The sequence below is a fragment of the Clostridium sp. SM-530-WT-3G genome, from assembly GCF_012843905.1.
Taxonomy (GTDB): domain Bacteria; phylum Bacillota; class Clostridia; order Clostridiales; family Clostridiaceae; genus Clostridium.
In genome coordinates this window covers 87,968-100,159 of the sequence record NZ_JABAGC010000008.1, presented here as the reverse complement: position 1 = coordinate 100,159, position 12,192 = coordinate 87,968, and the positions used below count along the sequence as shown (strand labels likewise).

The following is a 12,192-nucleotide window of genomic DNA, read 5'->3' as shown; positions in this document are numbered from 1 at the left end:
TGTTGAATGATAAGAGCCGTATGAAAGGAGACTTTCACGTACGGTTCTGTGAGAAGTTTGAGGTGCAATTCCTCTTACTTACTCGACTGAGAGGTCGGTAGACAAAATAATTGTCTACCTCCTACTCGATTTATGAGGCTGATTTTAATAAATTTTAGGATTATTATCTGAAGAATTGGTTATATTGATATGATTAAAGAGTTTATTTAATATTGAACGTTTTCTTTTGATTATAGTAGAGTATGATAGATCCTTTTCTTTGGCATAGTTCTTTACTGTTGTTCCTTGAAAAAATATAGAAGCTATTAATTCGCTTTCTTTTTTATTAAGTTTTGATAAAGCATATTTTAACTGCTCACAGTCACATTTTGCACAAAGAAGTTCTTCTGTATTCATTTCATCTGATTTTAAAGATTGTTCTATTTCAGGGGTAAGTGTATGAGTATATGCTCCATTTATATCTTTATATTTTATACTGTGTTTAATAAGATAATTTATACTGTTTTTTATGCCATTGGTAGCATAAGCAACAAATCTATGTGTATCCATATTGTAAATTTCAACACATCTAAATAAAATTCTGTAACATTCATTTTCAATATCCTGAAAATCATAGCCATGTATAAAAGTTCTTTTACAGATATTGAGTATATAAGGTTTGAATTCTTCTATAAGTTTATTCTTGGATTCTTCATTTTCATTTTTTGATTCCTTAACTAAAAGTTCGATATAATCGTAGTTCATAAAAAACATCCTAAATTAATATCTTTTGTTTTTTTATTTTAGCATTGGTGAAAACGTAAGTGGTGACTAATTTTGGGAAAATAATAAAAAAATTTAAGTTTTATAATATTTATAAAAAAATGGTTTATTTCTATAAAGTTAAAATACATGTATTCGAAAAATAAGTATAAAATATTTTTTAAGGGTAAATTTATAAATAACAGAGGAGAAGGTTATGGAAAATAATGAAAAAATAAAAAGTATTAGAAATGAATACTTTAGAAAGACAAATAAATTTGTTCATTTGACTGCAACAGCTATATTTTTTTTTAGTGCAATTGCAGAATTCACTCAGTACAAGTCTGGAGAAAAAGAATTTTTGGTGTTTTTAATATCAGTATTAACAACGTTAGGCATTGGAATTGGTGGAGCAATAATATTAAAAAATGATGCAGCGAGTATGAAATTACCATGGTTGTTTAATGTATTATGTCTGATTACATTTATATCAACAGTATGGCATTCTAATGTTCCGGCAGTATTAACTATATATTATCCTGGAGCAATATTACTTGTATTATATAGAAATAGAAAATTATTTGCTGTACATACTACAGGTACAGCTGTTGGAATAATACTGTTTTTATACAATAATTTGACAAATGTGAATAAAAAAGAAGCAATGATAATGATCCTAATAATACTATTCTTTGTACCTAGTTTATGTTATATAAGCCGAGCGTTAAGAGAGACTAATGATAATGTTGAGAATAATATTTTAGAAGTTGAATTACAAAAAATTCAACTTGAAGGTATGATTAATGAGCTTAAATCAGTTGTTAGTGAGGTAAGATCAAATTCTAAAGAATTAAATATAATAGTAAATGAATTTGGAGAAAGTACTATAACTGTTAATAAATCAGTTGGAGATATATCTAAGGGAGCTGAAGATACATCAAAGAGTGTACAAGCTCAAGTGAAATTAATAGATGAAATAATAGAGAAAATAGATAATACATCATCTCAGGCGCAAAAAGTATTGGTTTCATCAGTAGAGGCTAGTAAAGCTGTTGATATTGGAACTAAAAATGTTAATGTTTTAGGTGATAAGAGTAGTAATATTAATAGTATGAGTACTCAAGTTAATGATAGGATGAAATTGCTTGCAGATAAATCAGCTAATATTGCAACTATAACAAGTGTAATTAGAGAAATTGCTGATAGAACAAATCTTTTAGCATTAAATGCAGCAATTGAAGCAGCAAGAGCTGGTGAAGCAGGAAAAGGGTTCTCAGTAGTAGCAGAAGAAATAGCTAAATTAGCAGAAGAAAGTAAATGTAATGCTTCAGATATAGAAAGAATAATAGTTGAACTTGAAAAGGATACAGAAGCATCTGTAAAAGATGTTGAGGGCCTTGTAAGAGAGACTTTAGAAGAAGATGCACTTGTAATTAGTACAACTGAATCTTTTGAAAAGATAGAAAATATAATGAATGAAGTAAAGGGACAGGTTGAAAATGTTTCTGAACTTATGAATGATATTTCAAGAGCAAGTGAAATAGTACAAAAGAGTATATCATCACTTGAAACAATATCAGATGATACATTAGCTTTATCTGAAGGTAGCATAAATATTTCAGCAAAAAATTTAGAAAAAATACAAGTACTTGAAGCCATAAGTGATAGAATAAATATATTAATGAATAACTTAGAAAATCATTTTGAAAAATAAGAATAAGCGAGTAAATCTTAAATTAAAAGATTTACTCGTTTATTTATGCAATAAAAAAAGTATATTTTAATATGGATTTAGTATATTTGAAGTTTTATAGTGAAATTTTAATACAAAATGAAAATAAACACGTATAAAAAATATTAATATATATAATTTAAATGTTTTAATTTTATATATTATTAAAGGTATATTATTAAAGATGTATTGAAGAAGATTAATAAATATATGTAAAGTGAATATTTGATGTATAATTTATGTTGTGATAAAAAATATATTTTATTATGAGGGAGATATTTAAATGGAGAGCATAGGGATTTGGATAGGGGTATTTATTTTTTGGGGGATTATGTATCTGAGTACTTTGTTATTCTATACTTCATACTTAAAGAGATTATTAGAAGATAAATTTGCAATGATTAAATGTATAATAAGTTTATTTATTCCCATATATGGATTAACTGCTTTTGGAATTATACAAACTGTATCTATAAATTTATCAGTAAGATTTTTATTGTCGGTATGCATAGTAATCTTTTTGGCTATGATTATTTTGGCAACAATATATAACAGAACTAAAAAGGATAAGTATGCCGTATTATTTGGTATTGCATCACTTCTTTTTCTTCCATCCTTCTCTATATTGCTAAGTAAAAATAAATATGCAGAAATTATATATCATGCTTCACTTGAAAAGTTTTTTCAAGGATTTAGTTTGTTTACTCTATTAACAGCTTTATATTTAGCATATACATTCAGTAAACTTGCACTTAAACTATATAAAGAAAAAGATTTATTTAATGTTGGTGAATTCTGTAGATATATTGTTTTATATATAGTATCATTTGCTATTATATTTACAATGCTCATGGCTATTGATACTACACATACTTATATGGGGCAGCAATTAAATATTGAGATTGGTGATCAATTGAATTTTTCTAACTCAATTATGTATGAAGGCGTAAATAGCATTTTACAGATTATGACTAATGGTATTTATTTTAGTATAATTACTTTCTCAACAATAGGATATGGGGATATTGTACCTAAAAATATTATTGCAAAAATTATAGTTATATTAGAAATAATAGGAATGTTTTATCTTATGTATATTGGTTTAGGTATAGCACTAAGTGGGAAAGAAGATAAAAAAAAGTAAATTGATTTGGAATTTTACTTGATGAGTTTAATAATTAGAAATAAAGAGAACAGGTATTTATATGTGATTAAATAAATATCTGTTCTCTTTATTTGATTAAATACATAGATATTAAAACCATTATTTTTTGTTAAATTAATTAATTTTTATATACTGATATTTTTATATTTAAGAGAATAAATATTCTTAAATATAAATGAATATATATTCTTATATATTTGCTTGTAGAATGAGTATTGAGGGGGAATGGATATAGTAGAAAAGTAACAAAATAATTTGGTGAGGTGTTATTAATTATAGTACCAAGTAAACAAAAATAGCTGTACTACAAGGTGTTTAAACCAAGTAATACAGCCATTCTAGGAAATAAATGGTGCCGCTGGCCGGATTCGAACCGGCACGATATCACTACCAGAGGATTTTGAGTCCACCACGTCTGCCAATTCCATCACAGCGGCATACTAACCGACAAAAATTATTTTAGCATGTATATAAAAAAAATTCAATAATTTTTTGAAAAATATTCTTATAATATGTATAGTAATTATATTTAATATTTTATTGTAAATGATTTTAAGAACAATATTATTTAATATAGACTAGTGATAACGTATGAATTTATAAGTAATAGTTTGAATTACTTAGATAAATTAATATAAAAATTACAAGCTAATAATAGTGTTAACTATAATAGAAAATATAATACTTATAGTATAAGTATTGAAAATGCTATATAGGAGAAAATAGTTTTGATATCATAAACAAAAATAAAGAGATATTAAATTAAAGGAGATGTTTTTCTTGAGTGACAGTATAAATTTAAGTAGAGTAACAATGGGATTAACAGATACTAATATATCATCTGTTGAAGCGTATGGGGATGTACCTTATAGTGCACCAGTTCTTAATATAAGTAAGGATGAATTACTTCATAATACTAAAGGAAATAAAAATGATAATTTGATTGATGGTATTCCAGTTAATGAGACTGAATCTGGAGGTGCAAATTCGATAACATCGCACGCAAAGAATTCACAGGACGTTTTGGGATTTGAGTATTCAAATAAAGAGAGAAGTTCGAGAACAAAAGAAGAAGTAAGCAAAGAAAAGTAATTTTATTAAAGAATAGCTGTATCATATATTATGTAATGATACAGCTGAAAAATATATGAATTAGCTATTAAATTATTTTCTTGTAGATTATCTTTATCAGTGATAATTATTATGGCTGTTTTTGAGTTATATCATATGTAAATAAAAAATCAAGAGAAATAATGGTGATTTTTATTTGTAATTTTATAAAATATAGATATTTTGTATTATTATTCAAAAATATAAAATTAATAGGATATAGGATTGGTGATTTATAGATTGAAAAAATATTGAAATTATTAGATTTTTAAGAAGAAAGTAAAAAAAATGAAAAATTAGTGGACAAAATTTAAAATAAAGGTTGTTCGAACGTAAATCATTTGCTAGAATAGTAATAGGGTAAAAACGCCCCGCTGGGATATATTATGTCCAGGACAATTTAGAAACTTAGAAATAAGGTTTAATAGTTGTGAATATCTATTAATTAGGGAGGAGCAAAAATATATGATGTATTCAAAAGAAGTTGAAGAAATGTGTGTACTTGCTAAAGGTCCTAATCATGGACCAGCACCAATTCCTGAAGAAGGAAAATGGGTACAATCAAAACAAATCACTGATATATCAGGTTTAACTCATGGTATAGGTTGGTGTGCACCACAACAAGGAGCTTGTAAATTAACACTTAATGTTAAGGATGGTATCATCCAAGAAGCATTAGTTGAAACAATTGGATGTTCAGGAATGACTCATTCAGCTGCAATGGCTTCTGAAATATTACCAGGAAAAACTATATTAGAAGCATTAAACACAGACTTAGTTTGTGATGCTATAAACACAGCAATGAGAGAATTATTCTTACAAATCGTTTACGGAAGAACTCAAACTGCTTTCTCTGAAGGTGGATTACCAATCGGAGCAGGTCTTGAAGACTTAGGTAAAGGATTAAGATCACAAGTTGGTACTATGTACGGAACTTTAGCTAAAGGACCAAGATACCTTGAAATGGCTGAAGGATATGTTACAGAAGTAGCTGTTGACGAAGATAAAGAAATCATCGGATACAAATTTGTTAACTTAGGAAAAATGATGGAAAGCATCGCTAAGGGTGTTGACGCTAACGAAGCTTTAGAAGCTGCTAGAGGACAATACGGAAGAGTTGATGATGCTGCTCAATTATTAGACCCAAGACATAACTAATTATTTGTGAAGGAGGAAATTTAAAATGGCATTATTTGAAAGTTATGAAAGAAGAATAGACCAAATCACTCCAGTATTAGAAAAATACGGAATGAAAACTTTAGAAGATGCAAAGGCAGTTTGTGCTGAAAAAGGAGTAGATCCTTATACAATAGCTAAAGAAACTCAACCAATCGCATTCGAAAACGCTGGATGGGCTTACACTTTAGGTGCTGCTATAGCTATAAAGAAAGGTTGCACAAAGGCTGCTGAAGCTGCTGAAGCAATCGGAGAAGGATTACAAGCATTCTGTATCCCTGGATCAGTTGCTGACGATAGAAAAGTTGGTTTAGGACACGGAAACTTAGGAGCTATGCTTTTAAGAGAAGAAACTAAATGTTTCGCATTCTTAGCAGGACACGAATCATTCGCTGCTGCTGAAGGTGCTATCAAAATAGCTGAAAAAGCTAACAGAGTAAGAAAAGAACCATTAAGAGTTATCTTAAACGGTCTTGGAAAAGATGCTGCATACATCATTTCAAGAATCAACGGATTCACTTACGTTGAAACTAAATTCGACTACTACACTGGTAAAGTAACAGTAGTTAGAGAAAAAGCATTCTCAAACGGACCAAGAGCAAAGGTAAGATGTTACGGTGCTGACGACGTTAGAGAAGGTGTTGCAATCATGCATATGGAAGGTGTTGACGTATCAATCACTGGTAACTCAACTAACCCAACAAGATTCCAACATCCAGTTGCTGGAACATACAAGAAAGAATGTGTAGAACAAGGTAAGAAATACTTCTCAGTAGCATCAGGTGGTGGTACAGGAAGAACTCTTCACCCAGATAACATGGCTGCAGGTCCAGCTTCTTACGGTATGACAGATACTATGGGAAGAATGCACTCAGATGCACAATTCGCTGGTTCATCATCAGTTCCTGCTCACGTGGAAATGATGGGTCTTATCGGAATGGGTAACAACCCAATGGTAGGATGCACAGTTGCTTGTGCAGTTGCTGTAGAAGAAGCTATGAGCAAATAGTCTTTTGACTAGGGTACTCACATCTTATAGGTTTTAAAATCTATAGATGTGAGTATTTTTTGTAGTATAGGAATTTAAGCTGCCGAACTAAATAATTAGTACGACAGCTTTTCTATACGCTATACTGGATCATAAGCCATCCAATTATAAGAAGCAGTAACAGGAGTTTTTCCATCATATTTTCCAAGCCATGAATCAACATTTATTCCTGGCCATACATTAAGCATTATTTTACCTGGATGTGAAGGTATATTATTATAAGTTCTGTAAACTTCTTTGCCATCTACTCTCCAAGCTATATAATTTGGCTTCCAGTCGATTGCATAAGTGTGGTATGACTCTGAGGCATCAAATCCTAAATCATATACATATTCATGATTACCAACACCATTTGTATAATAATTAAATTGAACTTTAGTAGTATCTTTACCTAAAAATTCAATATCTATTTCATCCCAAGGAGTACCATCAGTTGGACCTGTATATGTGAAAAAAGAAGAGACAACTCCAGGGTTTTTGGCTGGTTTCATATTAACTTGATATAAACCATAACCAAATGTATCACGTGTTCTATATTCACCGCCAGAATAAGGTTTGTTACCTGAATCTTGATAAATGCTTAGTTGCATAGTTTCATTATCCCAAAAGCTAACATTATTCTTTCTCCAAGTACAGTTAAACATACCTTCATTGCTCCATCCATCTGATTTTTCCCATTTACTTGAATTAAAATATTTGAATTCATCTGCAAAGTGTGTATTTACAATTGCATGTACAGGTGTTGTTAATGAACTTATAATGATTGCACCCATTGTAATTAATTTAAAATATTTTTTAATCTTCATAGTAAACATCCCCCTTAAAATTTAAATTTCGTAACCGGTTTTAGAAAAAAAGTTTTTTGAAATAAATGTAAAAATATTACAATTAAAGTATAAACATTTTTTGTAAACGTAGTCAATAGATTTTTTCGAATTATTTTTCTTGTTAAAACAAAAGTTATAATTGTTTTTATAAAAATATAATGCTTAATATTATAATTCCTATTTATGGTTTCTAATTAATTGTATAAATAAATAATTATATAAAAGCATTTGGGCATAATAATTATGTAAATATCTAAATTTAAAAGAAAAGGAAGGAATACTATGAAAAAGGTTCAGTCAACATGTAATTATTGTGCACTTGCGTGTAACTTAGATTTTTATGTGGAAGATAACAAGATTGTAAAAGTTATACCTACTGAAGGCTATCCCGTTAATGATGGGTTTTCTTGTATAAAAGGCCTTAATCTTGATAAGCAGACTACGCTTTATAAATGTTCACCTTTGCCTAGAGTAAAGCAAGAAGACGGCAGTTTTAAGGAAATGCAGTGGGAAGAAGCATATAAATATGTGGCAGAAAAGTTATTAGGCATACAAGAGAAGTATGGTAAAGAAAGTATAGCAGGTTTAAGTACTGGACAGCTGACAACAGAAGAGTTTGCTTTACTTGGTCATATATGGAGAAACTTTTTGCAGACTAATCTTGATGGTAATACTAGACTTTGTATGTCTACAGCAGTTGTGGCTCATAAGCATAGTTTTGGATTTGATGCACCTCCATACACATTAAATGATGCAGAACTTTCTGATACTATAATTTTAATAGGTTCTAACCCTGTTGTTGCTCATCCAATTTTATGGGGAAGAATAAGAGAAAATAGAGATAAAAAACTTATTGTTATTGATCCTAGAAGGTCAGAAACAGCTCTTCATGCAGATTACTGGTATGGAATTAAAGCAAAGAGCGATTTACCTTTACTATATGCAGTTTCTAATATGCTGATAGAAAAAGATTATATAGATAAACACTTTATTGAAGAACATACAGAAGGCTTTAATGACTTTAAGGAATTTGTTAAGAACTATACTATAGAAAAAGCAGCAGAAGCTACTGGAATTTCTGAAGAGAGAATAATGGAATTAGTAGAGCTTATACATAAAGGAAAAAGAGTTTCATTATGGTGGACGATGGGAGTTAATCAGAGTTATGAAGGAGTAAGAATAGCAGAAGCAATTATAAATATAGCATTAATGACAGGTAATATAGGAAAACCAGGTACAGGAGCAAATTCTATAACAGGTCAGAGTAACGCTATGGGTTCAAGAGTATTTAGTAATACAACGGGATTATTTGGTGGAGGAGATTATAGGGACGAAGAGAGAAGATTAAGAGTTGCAAAAGTCCTAGGTATAGATGAAAATATGTTAGCTCACGAGCCAACTATAACCTACAATGAGATAGTTGAAAAAATTAATGAAGGTGAAATAAAAGGATTATTTGTAATATGTACAAATCCAAGACATTCATGGACTAATAACTCAACCTTTAAAAAGGCTATGGAAAAATTAGAGTTATTAGTTGTTCAGGATGTATATGGTGATACAGATACTTCAAAATTAGCAGATGTTTTCTTACCAGTAGTTCCAGGTATAAAAAAAGAAGGAACATATATTAACACTGAAAGAAGAGTATCAGCTATGCGTCCAGTTTTGGAAAAAGAAGAAAATGAAAAAACTGATTATGAAGTTCTTCTTGGATTAGGTAAAGCTTTAGGCATGGGAGATCTTCTTCAAAGATGGAAAACTCCTAGAGATGCTTTTAATTTAATGAAGGAATGTTCAAGATATATGCCTTGTGAAATAACTGGGGTAGATTATGATAAGCTTGAAAATTCTAAAGGAATTCAATGGCCATTTAAAGAAGGAGATAAATTAGTAAATAATCAAAGACGTTTATTTGAAAATGGTAAATTCTATACTAAAAATAATAAAGCTCACTTTGTATTTGAAGAGGTTATGCAGAATCCTATTCCAAATACAAAAGAATTCCCTTACACATTAAATAACGGTAGAGGAACAGCAGGACAGTGGCATACCTTAACTAGAACTAGAGAAATTAAATGGGTAACAGATGTAACATCTGAAAAAGCTTATGCTTTCTTTAATACAAAACTACTAGAAGACTTAGGTATTAAGGAAAATGAGGTTGTAACATTAGATTCCATAAATGGTGAGTCTGCAGATTTTGTAGTAAGGTCAACTGACAATGTTCAATATGGAGATATATATGCACCTATGCATTATATAGAATGTAATAAGTTAACCCCAAGCATATATGCTAAATTTTCAAAACAACCATCATATAAAACCACACCAGTTAATATAAGAAAGCATTAAGGGGGATAAGTATATGAAAAGGATAAGAATTGATAGAAGCAAGTGCATTGGATGTTTAACATGTGTTACAGCCTGTACAGTAAGTCATGATTCTTGTGATTCAAGAATTAGAGTAACTGTAGACAGTAAATTAACTGAAGCACCTATATTATGTAGGCATTGTGATAGACCAGAATGTGTTTATACTTGTCAAACTGGTGCAATGAGAAAAGATAAAGATAGTGGTTTTGTTCTATATGATGAAAGTAGATGCTCAAGCTGCTATATGTGCATAATGGCATGCCCTTATGGTGTATTAAAGGCAGATAGAATTGCTTATAAGAAAATAATGAAATGTGATATGTGCACTAGTTGTAGTGCAGATGATGGTAGTAATCCTCAATGTGTAGCAAGATGTCCAATGAATGCATTAACTTTAGAGGAGGTGTAGAAAACCATGAAATATGTAGTAATAGGAGCATCAGCTGCTGGAATAAATGCAGCAAGACAGCTTAGAAAAATAGATAATGATGCTGAAATAACTGTAATATCAAAGGATAATCATGTTTATTCAAGATGCATACTTCATTATTATATGGAAGGTCTTAGAGATCTTAAACGTCTTGAATTTATGGAAGATGACTTTTGGGAAGTTTACAATATAAAATGGATTAATGGAGTAGCTTGTACTGGATTAAATGTAGAAGAGAAAAAGATACTTTTAGAAGATGGTAATGAAGAAGGATACGATAAGCTTTTGATAGCAACAGGTGCTCATACTTTCTTTCCACCAATACCACATTTAAAAGAAGCTAAAAACTCCATTGGTTTTAGAAATTTAGATGACTGTGAATACATAATGAAAGAAGCTAAAAAAGAATCTTGTAAACATATTGTAATCATGGGTGCTGGCCTTGTAGGTATAGATGTAATAACTGGACTTTTAGATTATGGTAAAGAGTTAGCTTTAGTAGAAATGCAGGATAGAATGTTATCTATTCAATTAGATAAGAGAGCAGCTTCAACTTATGAAAAAGCTTATGATGCACATGGTGTTAAACAATATTATGGAAAAGGTGTTAAAGAGCTTATAGTTGATGAAAATGAATATATTAAAGAAATTCAATTAACAACTGGTGAATTTATTCCTTGTGACCTTTTAGTATGTTGTGCAGGAGTAAGGTCAAATGTGGAATTTTTAAAAGATACACCTGTAGAATGTGATAAATTTGGATTAATTATTGATGCTCGAGGAAGAACTAATGTAGAAGATATTTATGGAGCAGGAGACGTTACAGGAAGAGGTCCTATCTGGTCAGTTGCAACTAAAGAAGGCCTTATAGCAGCAGATAATATGATGGGTTTAGATACTGAAATAAAAGATTTCTTTACTAGTAAATCTACAATGAACTTTTTAGGTATTCCAACAATGTCATTGGGAATCAATACTCCACCTGATGATACTTATAGTATAGAAAGTGAAGAAGATGAAGTTGGAAACTATAAAAAAGTAATTCATAAGGATGGAAAAATATATGGTGCTATACTTCAAGGAAATATATCCTATGGAGGAGTTTTAACTCAGCTTATTGCAAGAGAAATTGATATATCTAAAATAAAGAAGCCTTTGTTCAATGTGGATTATTCTGATTTCTTTAATGAAGATGAAAAATATAGATATTATTATCAAAAACAGCAGTAATAAAAATAATTAATAAAATTAACTCCGAACAAAAGTATCTAAGGATTTTTAATCTATGATACTGCGTCAAGACAATAGTCTTCAGGGTTGTAGTAGGAAACAAGGCAGCCTTCCGTGTTTGAAAAGGAGGTTAATTTATATTTAAATGTATATAGAAAAATAAAAAAAGTAAACTATAATATAAAAAAATATAATAAGGATATATTTCATATATATATAATTTATGGTATATTATATTATGGTATTAGGAAAAATTTGTTTCAATTAATAACTTTTTGAATAATTTTATAGATTTTAATAAGAAATAATTAAATAAATAGAAATGTATAATGTTTTATATTGAACAGAGGATAATTT

Annotated in this window: 10 protein-coding genes, 1 tRNA gene and 1 riboswitch; of the genes, 8 read left to right on the top strand and 3 right to left on the bottom strand. The window is 29.6% G+C overall.

Annotated features, from left to right (window positions below; genetic code table 11):
• Positions 1 to 144: 144 nt before the first annotated feature.
• A complete protein-coding gene (locus HF850_RS05325) occupies positions 145 to 744 on the bottom strand; it encodes a sigma-70 family RNA polymerase sigma factor (protein ID WP_169104437.1) in 600 nt (199 codons plus the stop codon).
• Between the two features lie 214 nt (positions 745 to 958).
• Here HF850_RS05325 and HF850_RS05320 point away from each other — a divergent pair, with 214 nt between their 5' ends.
• Both HF850_RS05320 and HF850_RS05315 read left to right on the top strand, forming a co-directional pair.
• Positions 959 to 2,455, top strand: coding sequence for a methyl-accepting chemotaxis protein (locus HF850_RS05320; protein WP_169104436.1), 1,497 nt, complete (start codon positions 959 to 961; stop codon positions 2,453 to 2,455).
• Positions 2,456 to 2,756: 301 nt separating this feature from the next.
• A complete protein-coding gene (locus HF850_RS05315; RefSeq protein WP_169104435.1) occupies positions 2,757 to 3,617 on the top strand; it encodes a potassium channel family protein in 861 nt (286 codons plus the stop codon).
• A 371-nt stretch (positions 3,618 to 3,988) separates the two neighbouring features.
• On the opposite strand, the gene HF850_RS05310 is transcribed toward HF850_RS05315, so the two are convergent.
• Positions 3,989 to 4,075 (bottom strand) — tRNA-Leu (locus HF850_RS05310).
• 343 nt (positions 4,076 to 4,418) lie between these two features.
• On the opposite strand from HF850_RS05310, the gene HF850_RS05305 reads away from it, so the two are divergent.
• The 3 genes from HF850_RS05305 to HF850_RS05295 all read left to right on the top strand — a co-directional run bounded on the left by HF850_RS05305 (position 4,419) and on the right by HF850_RS05295 (position 6,933).
• The gene (locus tag HF850_RS05305; protein ID WP_169104434.1) at positions 4,419 to 4,730 is read left to right on the top strand and encodes a hypothetical protein; all 312 of its coding nucleotides are present in this window, start codon (positions 4,419 to 4,421) and stop codon (positions 4,728 to 4,730) included.
• A 483-nt stretch (positions 4,731 to 5,213) separates the two neighbouring features.
• Positions 5,214 to 5,906 (top strand): hypothetical protein, encoded by a 693-nt coding sequence (locus HF850_RS05300; protein ID WP_169104433.1) that lies wholly within the window; start codon positions 5,214 to 5,216, stop codon positions 5,904 to 5,906.
• Positions 5,907 to 5,931: 25 nt separating this feature from the next.
• Complete coding sequence (locus HF850_RS05295; protein WP_169104432.1) at positions 5,932 to 6,933, top strand: GGGtGRT protein; 1,002 nt, start codon at positions 5,932 to 5,934, stop codon at positions 6,931 to 6,933.
• A gap of 119 nt (positions 6,934 to 7,052) precedes the next feature.
• On the opposite strand, the gene HF850_RS05290 is transcribed toward HF850_RS05295, so the two are convergent.
• The gene (locus HF850_RS05290) at positions 7,053 to 7,778 is read right to left on the bottom strand and encodes a glycoside hydrolase family 16 protein (protein ID WP_169104431.1); all 726 of its coding nucleotides are present in this window, start codon (positions 7,776 to 7,778) and stop codon (positions 7,053 to 7,055) included.
• A 303-nt stretch (positions 7,779 to 8,081) separates the two neighbouring features.
• Here HF850_RS05290 and HF850_RS05285 point away from each other — a divergent pair, with 303 nt between their 5' ends.
• Genes HF850_RS05285 through HF850_RS05275 form a run of 3 tightly spaced genes read left to right on the top strand, consistent with a single transcriptional unit; the run spans position 8,082 to position 11,835 of the window.
• Entirely contained in the window at positions 8,082 to 10,154 is a 2,073-nt protein-coding gene (locus HF850_RS05285) for a molybdopterin oxidoreductase family protein (RefSeq protein WP_169104430.1), read from the top strand.
• Between the two features lie 13 nt (positions 10,155 to 10,167).
• Positions 10,168 to 10,584, top strand: coding sequence for a 4Fe-4S dicluster domain-containing protein (locus tag HF850_RS05280; RefSeq protein ID WP_169104429.1), 417 nt, complete (start codon positions 10,168 to 10,170; stop codon positions 10,582 to 10,584).
• A gap of 6 nt (positions 10,585 to 10,590) precedes the next feature.
• Positions 10,591 to 11,835: an FAD-dependent oxidoreductase gene (locus HF850_RS05275; protein WP_169104428.1), complete on the top strand. Its 1,245-nt coding sequence runs from the start codon at positions 10,591 to 10,593 to the stop codon at positions 11,833 to 11,835.
• Between the two features lie 10 nt (positions 11,836 to 11,845).
• Positions 11,846 to 11,980: riboswitch (molybdenum cofactor riboswitch) on the top strand.
• The last annotated feature ends 212 nt before the right edge of the window (positions 11,981 to 12,192 follow it).

What these genes read in the sequence shown, in the direction of transcription:
- HF850_RS05280 (WP_169104429.1), top strand. Translation starts at nt 10,168, where the DNA reads ATGAAAAGGATAAGAATTGATAGAAGCAAGTGCATTGGATGTTTAACA.
- HF850_RS05285 (WP_169104430.1), top strand. Translation starts at nt 8,082, where the DNA reads ATGAAAAAGGTTCAGTCAACATGTAATTATTGTGCACTTGCGTGTAAC.
- HF850_RS05290 (WP_169104431.1), bottom strand. Translation starts at nt 7,778, where the DNA reads ATGAAGATTAAAAAATATTTTAAATTAATTACAATGGGTGCAATCATT.
- HF850_RS05320 (WP_169104436.1), top strand. Translation starts at nt 959, where the DNA reads ATGGAAAATAATGAAAAAATAAAAAGTATTAGAAATGAATACTTTAGA.
- HF850_RS05300 (WP_169104433.1), top strand. Translation starts at nt 5,214, where the DNA reads ATGATGTATTCAAAAGAAGTTGAAGAAATGTGTGTACTTGCTAAAGGT.
- HF850_RS05325 (WP_169104437.1), bottom strand. Translation starts at nt 744, where the DNA reads ATGAACTACGATTATATCGAACTTTTAGTTAAGGAATCAAAAAATGAA.
- HF850_RS05275 (WP_169104428.1), top strand. Translation starts at nt 10,591, where the DNA reads ATGAAATATGTAGTAATAGGAGCATCAGCTGCTGGAATAAATGCAGCA.
- HF850_RS05295 (WP_169104432.1), top strand. Translation starts at nt 5,932, where the DNA reads ATGGCATTATTTGAAAGTTATGAAAGAAGAATAGACCAAATCACTCCA.
- HF850_RS05315 (WP_169104435.1), top strand. Translation starts at nt 2,757, where the DNA reads ATGGAGAGCATAGGGATTTGGATAGGGGTATTTATTTTTTGGGGGATT.